This window comes from Geitlerinema sp. PCC 7407, from assembly GCF_000317045.1.
Taxonomy (GTDB): Bacteria; Cyanobacteriota; Cyanobacteriia; order PCC-7407; family PCC-7407; genus PCC-7407.
This window is the reverse complement of the sequence record NC_019703.1, coordinates 1,817,720-1,836,657: the sequence shown is the minus strand read 5'-3', so window position 1 is coordinate 1,836,657 and position 18,938 is coordinate 1,817,720. Positions and strand designations below refer to the sequence as shown.

Below are 18,938 nucleotides of genomic sequence, written 5' to 3'. Positions count from 1 at the left end.
CGGGTTTTGAGGACTGGTACCCCCGCTGAGCCAAACAGCTCCCAGGGGGCCTTTGGGGTGCTTGACGAGACAAAACAGTCATTGAGGCGTCACCCGAGTCTGGGTGATATCGCCAATGGCGGACAGCTTTTTCACGGCAATCGAGCTGACCTTTCGTTGTGATGTCAGGAGCCCATGTTTCATGCGTGATTTCTTCGTTGAGGCCTCTGCGGCTGGCCGCTCGGGGGTGAAAAGTCCCGCTCTAGGGCGATCGCCACTGGCCGCCGTCTATCGGGCCGTCACAGGAGCCGTGGCAGGCCTCCTTGTGGGTGTCAGCACAGGAATCATGCCCGCGATCGCCCAGTCCAGCGAATTGACCGTGATTCGCAGCCCCGAGAACCTGTCAATCTGGCTGGGCATCACCTCGCGCCTCCAGGCCAGCGGGATTCCTTACCAGGTGCTCGAGCTCCAGGATCTCGACGAGCTGTCGGATCTGGGCGGGGTCCAAGTGCTGTTTTTGCCGAATCTCAAGAGCCTTTCGCCGGCCCAGAGTGAGGCGATCGCCGCCTGGGTCAAGCAGGGCGGTCGGGTGATTGCCAGCGGTCCCGTGGCCACCCAGTCTGCCCCCGACGTGCGCCAGCAGCTGCGCTTGGCACTCGGCGGCTACTGGGCGTTTTCGCTATCCCAGCCCGCCAAGCTCGATCGGGTGGACTGCGTCCCGACCCAGCCCTGCGTGAGCGCCTGGGCCAGCTCCACTGACAACGCTCGCGCCGCCGTGGGCGGGGTGGTGATTCCCACGGGTTTGGCCAGCCAAACGGCCGCTACCTGGGCCATGAGCGATCGCCCGCCAGCGGTTGTCACCACCGACCGCGCGACCTTCTTTGGCTGGACGTGGGGCGCAGAGAGCGCCAGCAGCGTGGCCATGGACAGCTCCTGGCTCAAGGCGGCGATCGCCCGCTACGGGACTGTGACGCCGCCCATCGCCGCCGGATCGTCCAGTCGTCCCACAACTCCCGCAGCCGCTCCCGTCACCGCACCGCCAAACCCCACAGCGCCCAGCATTTCGAGGGCAGCGACGCCAGTCCCCCAGCCAGCACCTACCGCCCAAGCCACAGCGCCGGCTCCTCGCTCCCCTTCGCCCTCTGCGCCGCCCAGCCGACCCACCACTCTGGGAGCGCAGGGCGCAGGGGCGATCACCGATCCGGCGGAACAGTCAGCGCCCCCCGGCCTGGAGGTGCAGCGCGGCTCCCAGCCGATCACCACTCTGGAGGCGATCGCCATGGGCCAGGAGCTCAATAATTTGCTGGGACGGGTCGAAAGCGCCCTGCTAGCAGCCAACGCTCACAACACCCCCATTAGCCTGGAGCGGCCCGAAAGCGTTGCCGCCAGCCCCAAAGCCCAAGCCACCGGCGATCCAGAGCCAGCGGGCACCCTAGCGGCAGCTTTACCCACCGCCGTCGCCCTCAACGGCTCCGGCCCAGCCGTCCTGCAAGAAGCGCGCCGAATCGCCAAAGCCTTCCCGGATCTGGTGGCCAAAAAGGACTACGCCACCGCCCGCAGCGAGTGGCTGCGCGCCCGTCAGCTCCTGTGGAACAACTACCCCACCGATCGCCCCCGCGCTCACCCAGAGGTCCGCGCCCTGTGGCTCGATCGCGGCACCATCGTCAAAGCCGGCTCCGAGGCAGGCTTGCGCAAGGTGTTCGATCGCCTGGCTGATGCTGGCATCAACACCGTTTTCTTTGAGACGGTGAACGCGGGCTATCCCGTGTATCCCAGCGCGATCGCCCCCCAGCAAAATCCCCTCACTCGTCAATGGGACCCTCTGGCAGCCGCCGTCAAGCTAGCCCACGAGCGAGACATGGAGCTGCACGCCTGGGTATGGGCCTTTGCGGCGGGCAATGAGCGGCACAATGCCCTGCTGAATCTGCCCGCGAGCTATCCGGGGCCGCTGATTGCGGCTAACCCTGACTGGGCCAACTACGACGATCGCGGCAGCTTGATTCCGCCCGGTCAGGGCAAACCCTTTTTGGACCCGGCGAATCCGGAGGTCCGCAGCTACCTGACGCGTCTTCTGGGCGAGATTGTCAGTCGCTACGACGTGGACGGCGTGCAGCTCGACTACATTCGCTACCCGTTCCAAGATCCCAGCGCCAATCGCAGCTACGGCTACGGCAAGGCCGCCCGGGCACAGTTCAAGACCTTAACTGGCGTGGACCCGACGACGATTTCGCCGCGCGATCAGGCCCTGTGGCAGCGCTGGACCGAGTTCCGGACGCAGCAAATTGACAGCTTCGTCGCCCAGGTTTCCCAGCAGCTCCGGCGTCAAAAGCCTGACTTGATCTTGTCAGTGGCGGTCTTTCCGCTGTCGGAGCACGAGCGGATCCAAAAGCTCCAGCAGCACTGGGAAACCTGGGCGAAGCGGGGCGATATCGACTGGGTGGTCCCGATGACTTATGCCCTGGATACCAATCGCTTTGAGCGCTTGGCGACGCCCTGGCTCGGGGCCGAAAATCTGGGCTCTGCGCTGATTTTGCCGGGGATTCGGCTGCTGAACTTGCCCACGGCAGTCACCCTCGACCAAATCCAGCTGCTGCGAGATGAGGCAGCGGCGGGCTACGCCCTCTTTGCGGCAGAAAATCTCGATGAGGCCCTCCAGGGCATCTTTAGTCGGACCCAGGGCAACTCTGATCTGCTGCCCCAGCGTCAGCCCTACGGCGCCGCTCTCGAACGCTTTGATGCCCTGCAGCGGGAGTGGAGCTTTTTGCTGGGCCAGGAGCAGCTTTGGCTGCGCGAGCCGGAGCTGACGGAGCTGCGCACCCAGGCTGAGGAGCTGCGAGGGGCGATCGCCGCTCTCCAAGAGACGCCCTCAAGTGCTGAAGTTGCCGCTGCCAAAGCGGCCCTGAGCCGCTTTCAGGCAAAGTTCCCAAGCTGGATGCACCTGCACAAGCTGCAAAACGGCTACCAGGTGACGGTGTGGCAAAATCGCCTGGACGCGATCGAGGCGCTGCTGCGGTACGGCGATCGCCCACAGAGCTGAAGCGAGCTTAATGGGCTAGCTAGAACAAGTTGCTTTGAGAAAGAGAAAAATCCGGCGATCGCCCCTCGCCTCACAATCACCCTCTAGAGACATGCCTTGGCCCAAAATTTCGGGTATCAAAAGTAACTGAGCCCAAATTTGACAGATTTTCCGCTGGGAAGCGCTGGAGGCGATCGCCTGCGTGACTAAACGGGAAGCTCCTGGCAAAGCGGGCGCAACTTTTTTGTGAACGTTTGACCCGTTGAAACCCTTGAAAGAAGATCCCGCTTTGGCTGAACCGAGGCCTTCGCTACGCCACCTTGCCCAACGGAGCAGCCGCCAAGAGTGGCGCAATGAGCTCCAAGAGCTGGTGCGCGGTGCCTCAGGCGGCTTCCTGTTTGGCATTCCCCTGCTTTACACCATGGAGGTTTGGTGGATTGGCTCCTACACCGAACCGCCCCTGATGCTCGCGATCTTGATCGGGACCTACGGCGTTATTTTCCTGATCGATCGGACCGAAGGCTTTCGGAAGCATAAAGGCCGCTCCTGGATGGAGACCGCCGCCGAGAGCACCGAGGCCCTGGCCATTGGCTTGGCGTGCAGCTTTGTGATTTTGGTGCTGCTGCGCCAGATCACGGGCGAAACGCCCCTAGACGAAGCCTTGGGCAAGCTGATTCTCGAAGGAGCGCCCTTTGGTCTGGGGGTGAGCCTGGCGCGATCGCTCCTCAGCGGCGATCGCCTGAGCAACGGCGACGATGATTCCCAGGGTTCGGGGGACAAGTCCGACGCCACTGTGACGATCGGCAAAGTAGAAATCAACTATCACGAAACCCTGGCTGATCTGAGCGCCACGCTGATTGGGGCAGTCATGATCGCCTTCAATATCGCGCCCACCGACGAGGTGCCGATGCTGGTTTCCGCTGCCTCGCCGCCGTGGCTGATCGCCATCATTTTGACTTCGCTGCTGATTTCCTACGGCGTGGTTTTTGCCGCTGGCTTCACCAACCAGCCCAAGCGCTACGCCCAGCCCGGCATTTTTCAGCGACCGGGCACCGAAACCGTCGTCTCGTACATCGTGGCCCTCTTGGCCTCAGCCCTGATGCTTTGGTTCTTTCATCGGCTGAGCTTTAGCGATCCTTGGTCGCTGTGGCTCCGCAACGTGATTGTGTTGGGCCTGCCTGCAACCATTGGTGGCGCTGCCGGACGCCTTGCGATATGACCCAGTCTTCTGATTCTTCGACCTCCCAGGCCAAGCACCAGCGCTCCTTTGCCGAGTGGGTGAGCTTTGCGATCGCCGCTGCGATCATCGCCAGCGTTTTGGGGCTCGTGGCCTACACTTGGGCCACGGGCGACACCCAGCCGCCGGTCCTCGAAACCGAGATCACCCCTGAGGTGCGCCAAGCTGGGAGCCAGTTCTACATTCCCTTCAGCGTCACCAACACCGGCGGCGGCACTGCCGAATCCGTTCAGGTGATCGCCGAACTGCGCGTGAATGGCGAAGTCATCGAGACCGGCGAGCAGCAGTTTGACTTTTTGTCGGGGGGCGAAAAAGCCGAGGGAGCCTTTGTTTTTCAGCGCGATCCGGCCCAGGGAGACCTGTCCCTGCGGGTTGCTAGCTACAGCCTGCCCTAGGGGCTAGCGGGCTCGATTCCTGCGGCGGGGGCGATCGCCCCCGCCGCGTTTTTGCTGTGCAAAGCGCCCAGATATCCCAGCACCTAGCCGTCTTTGGCTGGGAAGCGGCACTTGACCTGGACTTCGAGATTGCTGTCTGTGGTGCCATTGGCGATATAGGGAATCCCCGCACTGGCGCTGAGCTTGACCCCAAACATGAGGGTGATCTCTTCCACCTCAGCCGCCGAAAAATCCTTGAACGCGTTCAGGGCATAGGTCGCGTAGCCGCGAATCACCTGCTGCATCTGCTGCATTTTCACGCTGGGACTGCCGGCCCCCATACTGGGTCTGCCGTCCCGGTTGGGAGAGGTCGCCAACACCGGGGCGTCTTTTTCTTCCACAAAAATTTCGATGGTTTGACCATCATCGCCAACGATGTCGAGGCGCTGAAGCTGGGCCATGGCGTTTGCAAATCTCCGTCTAGGGGTTAATGAAGTTTCTTAAAAGTTTGAGTGTAGCTCAGAAAAAACCCTGACTTTAGAAAAAACTGTGGCTAGAATCGCGGGTAGCATTTATCACTTTGCCTTCTGGGCGATCGCCCTTACGCCATCCTGCCATGCCCCGCTACGCCCTCATCATCGGTATCAGCCAGTATCAGAACCTCGCCTCTCTGCCCAATGCTGCGCGGGATGCCGAAGCGGTGGCCCAGGTCCTCGAGCGTCACGGTAACTTCGATGTGGTCCGGCGCTTCCCCGCTCAGTGGAAAGCAGCCGAGAACTGCTACGAAGTGGCGGAGCGCGCCGTCAGCGCCCCAGAGCTGATCGACACGATCAAAAACTTTTTGCTGGAGCAGGCCCAGCAAGGCGAAGGGCTGATCTACTACACCGGCCACGGCGTCACCCAGACAGACCCAGATACCGACGAGCGATCGGGCTTTTTGGCCACTTCGGACTACAGCCCCCAGCAGCCCGGCCTCTCGCTCTACAAGTTCAACCTGCTGATTGGCAAGTCCCAGCTCAGCAGCCTGATGGTCTTTTTGGACTGCTGCCACAGCGGTCATTTTCTGGAGCACGACCTCCTGAGGCAAAAGCTCACCAGCTTCAACACCAGCGGGGACTACTACATCGTCACGGCCAGCCGCCAAACCGAGGAAGCCTTCTATGGTGAGGAGCACAGTGTTTTCACGGAGGCACTGCTGAAGGGGCTCGATCGCGAAAACGCGGACATCAATGGCGATATCAGCGGCGATCGCCTCTTTGACTGCGTCGGCCGGACCCTGCGCCAGTCAGGCCAGGAGCCGCTGCGCATGGGCTGGGGCCGCTACATCACGCTGCTGCGCTACCCGCCCCTAGAGCCCATCCCCTCAGAGCATCCCTTCCAGACCGCCAACCCCTACCGGGGGCTGTACACCTTTGAGCCAGAGCACGCCGACTATTTTTGCGGGCGCGAGGAGGCGGTGCGCCATCTGACGATTCGCCTCCTCGACAGCCAGGTCCTGACGGTGATCGGGCCGTCGGGCTGCGGCAAGTCTTCGCTGCTGCGGGCGGGCCTGCTGCCAGAGCTGGCGCGCGATCGCCTGCCGGGGAGCAGCCAGTGGTCCACGCGCCTGGTGATGCCGAGCACTCACAGCTTTAGCGAGATTGCGGGGCTGATCGCGGAGCTGACGCGATCGCCCCAGCCCTACGTGCTGCTGATCGACCAGTTTGAAGAGATTTTTACGCACTGGTCCCAAGACAGCGATCGCCAGCGCCTGCTGAGGCTCCTGGCCGACGAGGTCACGCGGGAGGGCAGCCAAGCCCGGGTGATCATTGCGATTCGCGGGGATTTCCTCGATCGCTGCGCCACCTACCCCGAATCGGCCACCCTGGTGAACCGCACCCAGCCGTCGGCTTACATGGTGACGCCCATGACCCTAGCCGAACTTCACCAGGCGATCGCTCGTCCGGCGACCCTCCACGGGGTCCAGTTCGAAGAGGGCCTGATCAATGCGATCGCCCAGGATGTGCTCGGTCAGCCCGGCGCTCTGCCCCTCCTGCAATACGCCCTCAAAGAGCTGTGGCAGGTCTGCATCGAGCAGGCGGAGTCTCCCACCGGCCAGCTCACCGCCGAGAAGTACCACGACATCGGCAAGGTTCAAGGCGCTCTCAACCGCCGCGCCACCATCCTCTATCGGAGCTTTTCGGAGGACGATCAGGCCCTGGTGCGCTGCCTGTTCAAGGAGCTGGTGCAGATCGGCGAGGACAACGAGACGGTCACGCGCCGCCGCGTTTCGTGGGCGCGCCTGCGGGCGATCGCCCCTGAGGCGCGGATCGAGCAGATGGTGTGCCTGCTGGCCGATCAGCAACAGCGCCTCATCATCGCGGACGAGGAGTGGGTCCAGGTCGCCCACGAGGCGCTGCTCTCCGAGTGGGACCTCCTGCGCAACTGGATCACTGAGGACCGCGACGACATCCGGCTCCAGCGACTCCTGGAAACGGACTGTCACGTTTGGCAGACCCGCTTTGGGGAATCAGAAGAGGCGCTGTTGTCGGGCGCGCGCCTCGCCAAGATCGCGGAGTGGATTGAGCGCACGCAGCCGAGACTGTTGCCAGAAGAGGAGCAGTTTGTGCAGCGGAGTTTGGACAAGCGCGATCGCGATCGCCAGCAGCAGGTCAAACTTCTCGAAGACAAGGTGATGGCCGAGATAAAACGCCGCCAAACCAAACTGCGAGCCGGAACCCTGGTTATCACCCTGATCCTCGTTCTAGCAGGCACCATCATCCACTCCATCCGACAAGTTAACCGCTCGATCCAAGAAGCCACTCTTCAATCCATAACCACCGATGCTGAGACCGCTCTTAAGTTTCAAGAACAGCTTGAAGCCCTTCAACACACAAAAAAAGCCTTAGAGTTTATTGCTGAAAAACAAGGGCCTAACACGCTCACTCCACCCAATCTACTCAAAATTGTTTCTGAAGTTCGCGAAATCAATCATTTCTCTTATGAAAATGTACTGGTTGAAGCAACTCTTAGCCCCAACGATCAACTGATTGCAGCAGGGGGAGTTGGCGGCAAGGTTAAAGTTTGGCCTATTGATAGCCCAACTAACGGACTGCCTGTCAAAACTTTTGAGAAACATCAAGAAGACGTTTGGGTAATTGACATAGCAAGTGACAATAATTTGATTGCGTCAGGCGACAAATCTGGCACAGTCTGGGTTTGGAATATTCAAGGGAATGATGAAAGGTCTTTTACACCCTTTCCAAATACAAAATCAGGAAATCAGCAGTCAGTTGTAGGCATCAAATTTATGCCTGACAATCAACTAGCATTCGTCGGCAGCAGAGGGGATATCAGGATTCAAAATCACGATCAGGTAAACAAGAATTCAATTTCATTAAAGATACCGACAATCGGACAAATTAAGGAAGTTGAATTTGACAAATTAGGTCATAAGCTAGCAGTTGCCGACGAGAAAGGGAATATATTCATTTGTCAGCTATTACCTCTTCAGCGATCTTGCAAAGCGCTTCCAAAGACATACGATAAAGCAGTCTACGTTCTAGCCTTTATCAATGGCAGTGAGAAGATGATTTCGATAGGGGAAAATGACGTTATGCGGTTTTGGGACCTTAGATTATCAAAATCCACTGAACCAATCCTGCTTAAGGCCAATGCTGGCGCTGGCGCTGTTGATGCAGCTATCAGCTCTGATGATTCAAAGGTTTTCATCTCTGATCTTAGTAAGAACCTTATGGTTTTTAATCTCGAGGATAAATTCTTTCTAAACTCAAATCCAGTACAGATCGGAACTCTTATTAGTGAAAGTTCGTCAGTTCAAATCTCGTCCGATGCTTCCTTTGCTGTTTCCGCAGGTCGAGATGACAAAAAAATTCGCTTGTGGGCCATCAGAAAGAACGAGAAGATTCGTTTTGAGAAATCAGAAAAAACACGCAAATCTCTGGATAAAATAGACGCGATACTAACATTAAAAACAAAGTAAAATTTAAGACAATGGCTAATGCCTTAAATTTTGCAGATTCAGACACAATTCAGACAAGGATTGGCAATGAACAAAATACAATTTGCTCTTTTCGTGCTGTTGCAAGAAAGCTTTCGAGAGGATGCAATGCCTGATCCCACTGAAAGCACCGAAAGGCTAGAGGAATATATACTGCGAAGATTTCAGAAAATCTATCAAGATATCAATATCACTACTGAAAACAATACGCTTAAAATTCAACTTGATAATTTTTCAAGTAATACAGCAGAAGATTTAGTCGAGATTCAAAGCAAGGTCTATGTTGACTTTACAGTTGAATTAGATGCCGAGAGTTTGGCCAGAGCTAGAGCGATTCTGAGCAGGGAAACAATATCCTCAAGCGAAAAGCAGGAAATAGTCAATACATTCTCTAGACCTCTAAAAGCTTTTGATGAAGTTAACGCAGTTCCTCATTGCCGCACAGGACCAGTATGTAGAGATTGCCACACAGTTTCCGCCATTATGGAGTTAATGCGTGAACTTCCTTAAAAGGCATAGGGTTTAGATATCAAGCTTGATTGCAGAGCTGTCTGAGAACAGGCGATCGCCTCTAGCCTGATGGCGCTCGGTGGGTATCATCCCATCGGGGATTTGGTGGGGGGATCAAGGCTGTGTGCCGCTTGTAGCCCACATTACAGACAATGGAGATCTTTCCCAAGACCCTTGCAAACTGATCCCTGTCGGCGGACACTAAGTTTGGGAACCGACCGGCAGAAGATAAGAGGTTTTTTGTGAGAAAAGTACTTGGGATCATTCTGGGAGGCGGTGCTGGTACACGCTTATACCCGCTCACCAAGCTGCGGGCCAAGCCCGCCGTCCCCCTTGCTGGCAAGTATCGACTCATCGATATTCCTGTCAGCAACTGCATCAACTCCGAAATTTACAAAATCTACGTTCTCACCCAGTTCAACTCTGCCTCCCTCAACCGTCACCTAGCCCGCACCTACAACTTCTCGGGCTTCACCGATGGCTTCGTGGAGGTGCTAGCGGCCCAGCAGACCCCCGAGAGCCCCGAGTGGTTCCAGGGGACTGCTGACGCCGTCCGGAAGTATCTGTGGCTCCTCGAAGAGTGGGACATCGACGAGTATCTGATCCTCTCGGGTGACCACCTCTACCGCATGGACTACCGCCAGTTTGTGGAGCGTCACCGCGAGACCGGCGCAGACATTACGCTGTCGGTGCTGCCCATCGACGAGCGCCGCGCCTCGGACTTTGGCCTGATGAAGATTGACGATTCGGGCCGCGTGATCTCCTTTAGCGAGAAGCCGAAGGGTGACGCGCTGAAAGAGATGGCGGTGGATACGACGCTGCTGGGTCTGACGCCAGAGGAAGCCCGCGAGAAGCCCTACATTGCCTCGATGGGCATCTACGTCTTCAAGCGGGAAGTGCTGCACAAGCTGCTGCAAGAAGGGATGAAGGAGACGGATTTCGGGAAGGAAATCATTCCGAGCGCCGCGAAGGATTACAACATCCAGGCGTACCTATTCAATGGGTACTGGGAGGACATCGGAACCATTGAGGCGTTCTTTGATGCCAACCTGGCGCTGACCAAGCAGCCCCGGCCGCCCTTTAGCTTCTATGACGAGCAGGCGCCTATCTACACGCGTCCTCGGTATCTGCCGCCGACCAAGCTGCTGGACTGCCACGTGACGGAGTCGATCATTGGTGAGGGCTGCATCATCAAGAACTGCACGATCCAGAATTCGGTGCTGGGGGTGCGATCGCGCATTGAGGCAGGCTGTGTGATTGATCATGCGCTGCTGATGGGGGCGGACTTCTATCAGCCGTATTCGGAGCGTCAGTCGGGCGAGCGGATGAGCAATGGCAAGGTGCCGATGGGCATTGGGGAGAATACGATCATTCGCCGCGCCATTGTGGACAAGAATGCCTGCATTGGCCGCAATGTCCAGATCATCAACAAGGACCGAGTGGAGGAGGCCAACCGCGAGGATTTGGGCTTCTACATTCGCAGCGGTATTGTGGTGATTCTCAAGAATGCAGTGATTGCTGACAATACGGTGATCTAAGGCTTGGCCCCACGGCTGGTGCTGATGATTGGGCTACCGGGAAGCGGTAAGTCGACGATGGCAGAGCGCCTCGCGATCGCAATTCCCGGTAGCCTTGTTGTTTCTACGGACCAGATTCGCGGGGACCTGTTTGGCGATGCGGCGGTGCAGGGGCCGTGGCCGGTGCTCTGGCGAGAGGTGGAGCGCCGCCTGCGCCAAGCTGCGATCGCCTCCCAAAGATCAGCGATCGCCGCGATCTACGACGCCACCAATGCCAAGCGCCAGGACCGACGAGCGGCGATCGCCCTCGCCCGGAGCGTCGGCTTTGGCAGCGTCATCGGGGTGTGGGTGCCGACGCCGCTGCCCCAGTGTCTCTGGCGCAACCAGCAGCGCGATCGCCAGGTGCCGCCGGAGATTGTGGTGCGGATGCACCGGCAGCTGGTGGGCGCGCCGCCCGAGCTGGCCGATGGCCTCGATGGGCTGCTGGTGAGCTGCGATCCGGACTGGGTGGCGCGATCGCTCGTGGGCCGCTGATCAAGGGCTAGTACGGACATTGCGATCGCCACCGAGGGCACAACCGAACTCAGCGGCCCCACAACCTTTGTTAATCTAGGGTCATCATTTCTTCTGGTGTGTCTGGGCCGCTCCGGCTCCGTCCCGCCCCTACAGAAACCCTTACAAAAACCGTTATGGGAGAGCGCTGATGGCCGCAACGGATTTCAAGGACTACTACGCCATTTTGGGCGTCGACAAGAGTGCTAGCGCCGACGAAATCAAGCGAGTCTTTCGGAAACTGGCGCGCCAGTACCACCCCGACATGAATCCGGGCGATCGCGCTGCTGAGGCCCGATTCAAGGAAATCAGCGAAGCCTACGAAGTCCTCTCCGACGCCGAAAAACGCCAAAAATACGACCAGTTTGGTCGCTACTGGAAACAGGCAGACCAGGGCAGCTGGCCCGGCGGCGCCGGCGTCAACATGGGCGACTTCAACAACCTTGACTTTGACTTTGGTCGCTACGGCAGCTTTGACGAGTTTATCAACGAACTGCTGGGGCGCATGGGCGGTCCGGGTAGCGCTAGCAGTAGCCGCAGCTACTACCACAGCCCCGGCGGCACGGGCTTTGGCGGTTTTGGCGGCTTCGACGGTGCTCAGTCGACTTCTAGCTCCTCAGCCCTCGATCGCGAAGCCAACATCACCCTCACCTTCGGCGAAGCCTTCAGCGGCGTGCAAAAGCGCCTCAGCCTAGGCAGCGAAACCATTGATGTGCGGATTCCCGTCGGCATCAAGCAGGGCACTCGGATGCGCGTCCGGGGCAAGGGTCAGGCCACGCCCTACGGTCAGCGCGGCGATCTTTACCTGAATATCCAAATTCAGCCCCACGGCTTCTTTCAGCTCGAAGGGGACAACCTCGTGTGTGAGGTGCCGATCCTGCCCGACGAAGCGGTCTTGGGCGCTCAGATCGAGGTGCCCACGCCCGACGGCAGCGTGACGGTGAATGTCCCGGCGGGAGTGCGATCGGGCCAGTCCCTGCGCCTGCGGGGGAAAGGGTGGCCCAAACCGGGCGGCCAGCGCGGCGATCAGCTCGTGCGAGTGGCGATCGCCCCGCCCAAGGATCTCAGCGCCACCGAGCGGGAGCTCTACGAGAAAATTCGCGCCAGCCGCACCAGCGATCCGCGCGCCCATCTCAAGCAAATTCGCCTCTAGCGCCCAGCCTCGCGTTTTTTAGGCCCCATTAACGTGCAAACCCGGAGCCAAGACGGCTCCGGGTTTTGCGTTGGGAAGCGCTAGGAAAGGGCGATCGCTGCGCCGTTACAGCACGATCTCCTCACCACCCTCTGTAAACTCCACCTCAGACACATTCCACTGAGGATTTTGGGTGAGGGTTTCGCGCAGGCTGCCAAATAGCGCAAAGCGCTCACAGCTCGACAGCGACTCAAACTGGCGGCGCGAGTCAGGCGCCAGGCGCAGATCCACCGTCGCCACCCCATTGGCCACATCCACCCGATAGCCCGCCACGCTAAAGTCCGCCGTCGCGTTCTGCTCTAGCACACGCCCCACCGCAGCCTCCATTGGCTCCGCCTGGGGCACCGCCATCTGCTGCGGCACCAGGGCCTCGCACTGGCTATCCACCTGATAGACCATGACATTGACGGTGTTGGCCGCAGCCATCGGCTGCTGGCGGGTCGCCGCACCGGGAGAGGCCGACGCCTCGGGAGAGGCAGTGGGCGATGCGCCCGGCTGTGGGGAGGGCACATCGGAGTCAGGGGACGCTGGAGCCGCAGGGGAGGACTGAAGGGCGTTGTTGCTAGGAGAGGCATCAAAGCCACTGGGCGAAGTGCCGCAGCCAGCCAGCGTCACAGCCAGCAGTCCTGCAAAACCAAACGTATAGAGATGGGTCCGTTTCATACCAAAAGAGCCGCTAAGGGCGTGATGAGAGAAGAGGCTTTACCCTCGCGCAGTATTGTGCCAAGTTGGCCCCAGGCTGATCAGTGCCGCGAGAGGGAACTTCTAAAAGGTTTGTGATCAGTCACTTCAGGTTCAGGCCTGCCCAATCCGCTTAGAACTAGGATTTTGGCGGGTGAAAGGGGGTCGCCTGATCAGGCGATTTTTCTGAAGGCTTGGGGGCGAAGCAGCCCCTTGCAACCCGATTGAGCCGCTTGGAGTCCGAAGGGGGGACTAGATCTAGTGTATCGTTGGGCCGATCGCCGTTGGGGGAGGCGGCATCCAGTATCTTATAGAACAGCAAATCTCAATGTTTTGATGCACTCGGCACACATGGCTACTCCCGCCTGGAATCGGCGACATATTCTTTCCCTGTTAGATTTCACCGTTTCTGAGTACGAGACGGTTTTGCAGACCACCGCCAGCTTCCGGGAGGTGATGGCTCGGCCGACCAAAAAGGTGCCCGCCCTGCAAGGTCAGGTGGTGACCAACCTTTTCTTTGAGCCTTCGACGCGCACCCGCAGCAGCTTTGAGCTGGCGGCCAAGTGGCTCTCGGCGGACACGATCAACTTTGCGCCCGGCAGTTCGTCGCTGTCGAAGGGCGAAACGATTTTGGATACGGCCAAGACCTATCTGGCGATGGGGACGGACATGATGGTGATCCGTCACAAGGAGTCGGGGGTGCCAGCGGCGATCGCGGCGGAAATGGACCGGCTGGGGGTGCGGGTCGGCGTCCTGAATGCGGGGGACGGCCTGCACGAGCATCCCTCTCAGGCGCTGCTGGACCTGTTTACGCTGTGCAGCCACCTCGACCCCCAAAATCCGCGTCCCGAGCTGCTTCAGGGCAAGAAAATTGCCATTGTTGGCGATATTTTGCACTCGCGGGTGGCCCGCTCCAATCTCTGGAGCCTGACTGCCTGCGGGGCAGAGGTGCATCTGGCGGGGCCGCCGACCCTGCTGCCCAAGCTGTTTGGGACGATGTACGAGGAGATGGCGGCTCAGCAGCCCTGGCGATCGGGCAAGGTGTTTTTGCACTGGTCCCTGGAGGCGGCCCTGGAGGACGCTGATTTTGTGATGACCCTGCGCCTGCAAAAGGAGCGCATGACCCAGCATCTGCTGCCGAGCCTGCGGGAGTACCATCTGCGCTTTGGCATCACGCGCGATCGCCTCCAGCGCTGCCGCCCCGAGGTGCAGGTCTTGCACCCAGGGCCGGTCAACCGAGGCGTGGAGCTGAGCTCGGACCTGATGGACGATCCCAACTTGAGCTTGATCGCTCAGCAGGTGACCAATGGTGTGGCGGTGCGGATGGCGCTGCTGTACCTGATGGGCAGCAGCAAGCTCTAGGGGCGATCGCCCTCTAGCGCCAGTCGTCCAGGGCAAAGACCTCGGGGCGATTGTGGCCCGAGCGGGGCAGGCGCTCCATGGCAACGCCCACCAGCTCGACGCGGTAGCCCGCCGCCAGCATCTGGCGGTAGGCCTGCACCCGGGCGGTGTTCACCCCGGCGCTGAGTTTCGTCAGGTTTTCGGCACTGGCCAGGGCCTCACACTGCTGCACCAGCCGATCAAAGTTCTGGCTCGCCTGGGGGCCGGAGCGCACCGCCGCAAATTTGATGTAGCAGGTGTCGCTGCCCGCCTCAGTTTGCGGGCCGCAGTGGCAAACGGCAAAGCCTGCCAAACCGGCCTCATCCCACAGCAGCACGACTTCGCCAAGGTTGTGGGCGGCGATCGCCTCGATCTCCCGCGACAGATCCAGCCCGTCGTAGAGCCCGTGGGTCAGCGCGCGAGCCGCCGCCAGGGCCTCGGCCTGCTGGTCCTCAGATAGGCGCGTATAGCGGGCCTCATCTGCCAGGGTTTGGCCAGGGGCGATCGCCTTGGCCAGCACTACCGTCAGGTGCTGGGGCCAAAAGTCGAATTTCTGATACAGGGCGTGGTGCTTGGGGCTGCGGGCAAAGGTGAACAGGCCCGCATGGGTAACCCCCCATTCATCGAGGCGATCGACCACCGCCGCCACCAGCTTTTGGCCAATGCTGTGATCCCACAGGTCCGGATGCACGCTCAAGGGGCCAAAAAAGCCAAAACTTCCCCAGCAAACCGCCACATTGGAGCCCACCAGTCTGCCAGCCTTCTCCGCCGCAAAAGCAGCGCTGGGGTCCATGTGCCAGCGGTGCTCAAGATAGGTCGCATCTCCCATAAAGTCCTGGGGATTTGGGAGACCGAGAAACGTCCCAAAGGCCAGCCGAAAAACGCGATCGGCATCGGAAATTTCGTGGGCCTGGAGCAGTCGGGTTACAAGCGTCATGGTCAGTATTCATCAACAGTGGTCAAGAACAGCAGGGCAAGCATGAATTCAGGGCATGTTCGCGATTTTTACCAGGCAGCGATCGCTAGCAATCTTTAGCTAGTCGTCGCCAGCCGGCGCGATCGCCCTTTGCAAGCGAATAGAGCCTAGAAACTAAACTGAGTTCGCAAATTACCGACAAAAATCGTCGGATTGTCATCAAAATTATTGGGATTGCCGATGACGTAGAAAGCAGGGGCGATCGCGATATTTTCCGTTAGTGGGTAAAAATAGGTCGCCTCGACCTCATATTGGGCGCCACCGTTGCCGCCCCCCGACACCAGATACCGACGACCCTCCAGCACATCAAACGGTACCCCAAAGGATAGCGTTCCCAGCGCTCCCTCCTTGCCCAGATCCGGAAAGGCCAAGCCGAGCTGGAACGACTGAGCATTGACCTCGCCCGCTGCCAAAGCTGCATTTTTGGGAAAAATATTCGTGCTGCCGTAGGCGTAGCGGCCAAACAGCCCGAGGCGATCGCCCAGTTGCCAGTCAAAATTGGCGCTGAAAGTATCCGCCGTGCTGCTGTAGAGCGGGCCGCCCAGACCATCGTCCGCCAGCCCCAGCAGCGGCTCCCCGATCGCGCCCCCCACCAAGCCACCGATCTGCTGGAGGCGCGATCGCGTATAGAGCAGCCGCAGATTTGCCCGAGGAGTCGGCGAAACCACCAGTTCCGCCGTAGCCGTATAAGTACCGCCAAACAGCCCCTGCTGAGGGTTGCTGGACGAGTTGAAAACGCTACCTGGCAAAAACTCCGTATTTTCGCCCAGATAGCCAAAATTCAGGCGAATTTTGTCGCTAATGGGCCACAGCGCCACCGCACCCGCGCCTCGATCCACTGCGTTAACCAGCGTTCCACCGCTGGCATTGAAGCTGCTGGCCCCGTTCAAAAAGAGCGTAAACGCGTTTTCATCAAAGTAGCGATACCAGTTGATCCGCGGCCCCACCACCAAACGCAGGCGATCGCCCACCGGAAACAGATACTCAAAATCCCGAACCACCACATCATTAGGCGCGCTGGGCGCTTGGTCCGTAAACGGCACCCCATAGGTGTTGTAGAGCCCCGCTGACACGTACTGATTCGCGGGCGAATCGCCATTGCCCACTGCCAGGTTGAGCCGCAGATTGTCTTTCCCCGTGAAGGAGCTATTGAGCGTCAGCCACGCCAAGGTGCTGAAGGTAATCTCCGGATCGTCCACCTGGCGCACCACGGGCTGGCCCGTGCCCGGATCGCGGGCCGCCGAAAAGACTCTCGGTCCCTCCGCCTGCACCTCGTCCCCGGCACCCGCCCCCGTCAGGTTGAAAAACACCAAGCCATTGAGCCGGGTCGTCGTCGAAAATTGCTGCGCCTCTAGCGCCGTCGTGCTCGCCTCCAGGTTGATCAGCCGGCCTCGCAAGGTCGTCAGCTCAACCTCAAACTCTTCTTGGAGGCGGCGAAGGGTAGCCAGATCCCCTGGGGAGACAAAGTCCTTGTCCGCCAGAGTGTCGATCCGCTCGGTCAGCCAGTCAAGGCAGGCGCTGAGGCCCGCCGCAAACTCGTAGCGTCCAAGGGCGCGATCGCCCCGAAACGTCCCGTCGGGCAACCCCGTCACGCAGCCATAGCGCTCCACCAGCGCCTGCAGCGCCTGAAACGCCCAGTCCGTCGGCTCTACATCCTTGAGCTGAGACACGCTCATCATCTGCTCTAGGGGCTCTGACGTCCTGGGTTCCCCAAGGGATTGGGCCTCCTCCCGGACAGCCTCCAGTTCCTCCGCCTCGACCGGCAGCATGCCTATCGCCAGCATCCAGCCCACCAGTCCCCAAAGCCCCATCATTACAACCTTGACCATACACACCTCACAGCCCAGGCCAGAAATATTACGGATCAGCTATGTTCACTCCAGCCAATTTGTGACATACTCCTACACCGATACTGACGTATCCGGTGTAGGCTTCTCAGTGACCCCTGGTAACCCATCGGGCGTTTCCTGAGCTTTATTGACGGAATGCCCTACCGCCAAATACTTGATGTTGATCGCTGCATTGTGGTCACGGTCCAGCATCAACCTACACTTAGGACAGGTATGCAGCCTGTCCTGAAGTGTCTTGGGAACCTTGACTCCGCAGCCAGAGCAGTTCTGAGACGTACCGCTGGGATTCACCGCAATCGTTAGCAACCCGGCTCTTTCAGCCTTGATTGCCAGAATTTGCAGGAACTGGCCCCAGCCAGCATCATGAGTTGACTTCGCCAGCTTGCTTCTGGCAATGCCTCGAACATTCAGCTTTTCATGAGCAACATGATTTCCTTTGGATAAAAGCTTGTTTGCGGTCTTGTAGTGAAAGTCTTTGCGCTGATTTGAGACTTTTAGGTGCGCCTTGGCAACGCGTTTAACCGCCTTCTTCCGGCGATTGGAGCCTTTTTTCTTGCGTGAAAGACTGCGCTGCAACCGCTTCAGGCTCTTTTCGGCTTTGCGGTAGTGCTGGGGGATAGGTTCCTCTTTCCCTGAGTCGTCCACCAAAAACGACTTCAAGCCCAGGTCAATCCCCATCGTATTTTCAAGACTGGGGCTATCAGGCGTGAGGATGGGAACCGATGCGTCCTCAAGACTCAGCGTCACATACCAGCCATCGACGTTGTAGCTGACGGTGGCGGTCTTGATCTTGAAGCCTTCCGGTAAGGGACGATGCTGGATTAGTTTCACCCAGCCAATCTTGGGGAGATTGATCTGCTTGCCCTGAATACAGTCCTGTTTAACTTGCGGGAAAGTAAATGAGCGATATCGGTTTACTCCCTTAAACCGAGGTTTACCGCTTCGCTTGCCGTTGCAGTCTCCTCTGAGCCAGCGGTCAAAGGTCTTCTTCACCCGACCAATGCAATCTTGCAGCACTTGAGAATAAATCTGCTGGTACTCCGGAAACAGAGCCTTGGAGTTCACCAGGTCTCGTTTCTGAGAGTAGAAGTCAGGATTCTCTCGAAGCTCTGGCAGATGGCAAATTAGCGGGCAATCGGTGACGTCGCAGCGGTTTTGTTCATACCAAGAGAACCGCTCACCAAGACGATAGTTGTACTGTCTGCGCAAGAGTTCCAGCCACTCGCCCATTAAGGCGACTTGACTGGAGGTTGGACGCAATCGGTGCTGGTAAGCGGTTCTCACTTAAACGTTTTACTGGGTGAGATTTTTCAGCATACATCCACTTAGCTGGAGAGTATGATTTTCTGATTTGAGGCGACAGAGATGGTTCATGACGGGGCTGGTAGGTTCTCGCCTCAAACATGGTTCACCGACTGCCCCGCCATAAACGCGCCTTCATCTCACGCCAAATCAGAGATTATGGACGTGAGGCTTCTGGCTGAACTAGCTAATTTCTCGGATATTCTCCTAAGGGCTTGGCCAGGAGGCAGCAGCCTTCATGAATGGAAACAAATCGTGTTTCCACGGATTCTTTCAGTAAAGATTTCAAGCTAAAACCTTTTCTGTGGAGCAAAAGATTTAACGCATCACCCCTCTACAGTTTCACCCATTTGCTACAGGTAGCTACAGAGA

General features: G+C 58.7%; 14 protein-coding genes. 9 read left to right on the top strand and 5 right to left on the bottom strand.

The window, feature by feature from the left end:
• The first annotated feature begins 181 nt into the window (after positions 1–181).
• From GEI7407_RS07770 to GEI7407_RS07760, 3 genes are all read left to right on the top strand, one after another.
• On the top strand, positions 182–3,016 hold the full coding sequence (locus GEI7407_RS07770; RefSeq protein WP_015171592.1) for a family 10 glycosylhydrolase: 2,835 nt from the start codon (positions 182–184) through the stop codon (positions 3,014–3,016).
• Positions 3,017–3,266: 250 nt separating this feature from the next.
• Positions 3,267–4,214 (top strand): TIGR02587 family membrane protein, encoded by a 948-nt coding sequence (locus GEI7407_RS07765; protein WP_015171591.1) that lies wholly within the window; start codon positions 3,267–3,269, stop codon positions 4,212–4,214.
• The gene (locus GEI7407_RS07760; RefSeq protein ID WP_015171590.1) at positions 4,211–4,627 is read left to right on the top strand and encodes a TIGR02588 family protein; all 417 of its coding nucleotides are present in this window, start codon (positions 4,211–4,213) and stop codon (positions 4,625–4,627) included. Before GEI7407_RS07765 ends, GEI7407_RS07760 begins: the two co-directional genes overlap by 4 nt.
• 83 nt (positions 4,628–4,710) lie before the next feature.
• Here the strand turns inward: GEI7407_RS07760 and GEI7407_RS07755 are convergent, their stop codons facing one another.
• Positions 4,711–5,067 (bottom strand): CU044_2847 family protein, encoded by a 357-nt coding sequence (locus GEI7407_RS07755; protein ID WP_015171589.1) that lies wholly within the window; start codon positions 5,065–5,067, stop codon positions 4,711–4,713.
• Positions 5,068–5,222: 155 nt separating this feature from the next.
• Here GEI7407_RS07755 and GEI7407_RS07750 point away from each other — a divergent pair, with 155 nt between their 5' ends.
• The 5 genes from GEI7407_RS07750 (at position 5,223) to GEI7407_RS07730 (ending at position 12,338) form a co-directional block, all read left to right on the top strand.
• On the top strand, positions 5,223–8,588 hold the full coding sequence (locus tag GEI7407_RS07750) for a caspase family protein (protein ID WP_015171588.1): 3,366 nt from the start codon (positions 5,223–5,225) through the stop codon (positions 8,586–8,588).
• A gap of 66 nt (positions 8,589–8,654) precedes the next feature.
• The gene (locus GEI7407_RS07745; RefSeq protein WP_015171587.1) at positions 8,655–9,116 is read left to right on the top strand and encodes a hypothetical protein; all 462 of its coding nucleotides are present in this window, start codon (positions 8,655–8,657) and stop codon (positions 9,114–9,116) included.
• A gap of 242 nt (positions 9,117–9,358) precedes the next feature.
• Entirely contained in the window at positions 9,359–10,654 is a 1,296-nt protein-coding gene (locus tag GEI7407_RS07740) for a glucose-1-phosphate adenylyltransferase (protein ID WP_015171586.1), read from the top strand.
• Positions 10,655–10,678: 24 nt separating this feature from the next.
• Complete coding sequence (locus GEI7407_RS07735) at positions 10,679–11,167, top strand: AAA family ATPase (RefSeq protein WP_041268814.1); 489 nt, start codon at positions 10,679–10,681, stop codon at positions 11,165–11,167.
• A gap of 169 nt (positions 11,168–11,336) precedes the next feature.
• Positions 11,337–12,338 carry a DnaJ C-terminal domain-containing protein gene (locus GEI7407_RS07730; RefSeq protein WP_015171584.1) on the top strand — a complete coding sequence of 334 codons (1,002 nt, stop codon included), beginning with the start codon at positions 11,337–11,339 and terminating at the stop codon, positions 12,336–12,338.
• Between the two features lie 105 nt (positions 12,339–12,443).
• Here GEI7407_RS07730 and GEI7407_RS21335 read toward each other — a convergent pair whose 3' ends face one another.
• The gene (locus GEI7407_RS21335) at positions 12,444–13,040 is read right to left on the bottom strand and encodes a GerMN domain-containing protein (protein WP_015171583.1); all 597 of its coding nucleotides are present in this window, start codon (positions 13,038–13,040) and stop codon (positions 12,444–12,446) included.
• A 369-nt stretch (positions 13,041–13,409) separates the two neighbouring features.
• On the opposite strand from GEI7407_RS21335, the gene GEI7407_RS07720 reads away from it, so the two are divergent.
• Positions 13,410–14,420, top strand: a complete 1,011-nt coding sequence (locus GEI7407_RS07720; RefSeq protein ID WP_015171582.1) for an aspartate carbamoyltransferase catalytic subunit — start codon at positions 13,410–13,412, stop codon at positions 14,418–14,420.
• Between the two features lie 13 nt (positions 14,421–14,433).
• On the opposite strand, the gene GEI7407_RS07715 is transcribed toward GEI7407_RS07720, so the two are convergent.
• The 3 genes from GEI7407_RS07715 to GEI7407_RS07705 all read right to left on the bottom strand — a co-directional run bounded on the left by GEI7407_RS07715 (position 14,434) and on the right by GEI7407_RS07705 (position 18,548).
• Complete coding sequence (locus GEI7407_RS07715; RefSeq protein ID WP_015171581.1) at positions 14,434–15,375, bottom strand: GNAT family N-acetyltransferase; 942 nt, start codon at positions 15,373–15,375, stop codon at positions 14,434–14,436.
• A gap of 146 nt (positions 15,376–15,521) precedes the next feature.
• Positions 15,522–17,243 carry an iron uptake porin gene (locus tag GEI7407_RS07710; RefSeq protein ID WP_015171580.1) on the bottom strand — a complete coding sequence of 574 codons (1,722 nt, stop codon included), beginning with the start codon at positions 17,241–17,243 and terminating at the stop codon, positions 15,522–15,524.
• A 72-nt stretch (positions 17,244–17,315) separates the two neighbouring features.
• Positions 17,316–18,548, bottom strand: a complete 1,233-nt coding sequence (locus tag GEI7407_RS07705) for an RNA-guided endonuclease TnpB family protein (protein WP_015171579.1) — start codon at positions 18,546–18,548, stop codon at positions 17,316–17,318.
• Between the last annotated feature and the right edge of the window lie 390 nt (positions 18,549–18,938).

What these genes read in the sequence shown, in the direction of transcription:
- GEI7407_RS07770 (WP_015171592.1), top strand. Translation starts at nt 182, where the DNA reads ATGCGTGATTTCTTCGTTGAGGCCTCTGCGGCTGGCCGCTCGGGGGTG.
- GEI7407_RS07760 (WP_015171590.1), top strand. Translation starts at nt 4,211, where the DNA reads ATGACCCAGTCTTCTGATTCTTCGACCTCCCAGGCCAAGCACCAGCGC.
- GEI7407_RS07755 (WP_015171589.1), bottom strand. Translation starts at nt 5,067, where the DNA reads ATGGCCCAGCTTCAGCGCCTCGACATCGTTGGCGATGATGGTCAAACC.
- GEI7407_RS07750 (WP_015171588.1), top strand. Translation starts at nt 5,223, where the DNA reads ATGCCCCGCTACGCCCTCATCATCGGTATCAGCCAGTATCAGAACCTC.
- GEI7407_RS07745 (WP_015171587.1), top strand. Translation starts at nt 8,655, where the DNA reads ATGAACAAAATACAATTTGCTCTTTTCGTGCTGTTGCAAGAAAGCTTT.
- GEI7407_RS07735 (WP_041268814.1), top strand. Translation starts at nt 10,679, where the DNA reads ATGATTGGGCTACCGGGAAGCGGTAAGTCGACGATGGCAGAGCGCCTC.
- GEI7407_RS07730 (WP_015171584.1), top strand. Translation starts at nt 11,337, where the DNA reads ATGGCCGCAACGGATTTCAAGGACTACTACGCCATTTTGGGCGTCGAC.
- GEI7407_RS21335 (WP_015171583.1), bottom strand. Translation starts at nt 13,040, where the DNA reads ATGAAACGGACCCATCTCTATACGTTTGGTTTTGCAGGACTGCTGGCT.
- GEI7407_RS07720 (WP_015171582.1), top strand. Translation starts at nt 13,410, where the DNA reads ATGGCTACTCCCGCCTGGAATCGGCGACATATTCTTTCCCTGTTAGAT.
- GEI7407_RS07715 (WP_015171581.1), bottom strand. Translation starts at nt 15,375, where the DNA reads ATGACGCTTGTAACCCGACTGCTCCAGGCCCACGAAATTTCCGATGCC.
- GEI7407_RS07710 (WP_015171580.1), bottom strand. Translation starts at nt 17,243, where the DNA reads ATGGTCAAGGTTGTAATGATGGGGCTTTGGGGACTGGTGGGCTGGATG.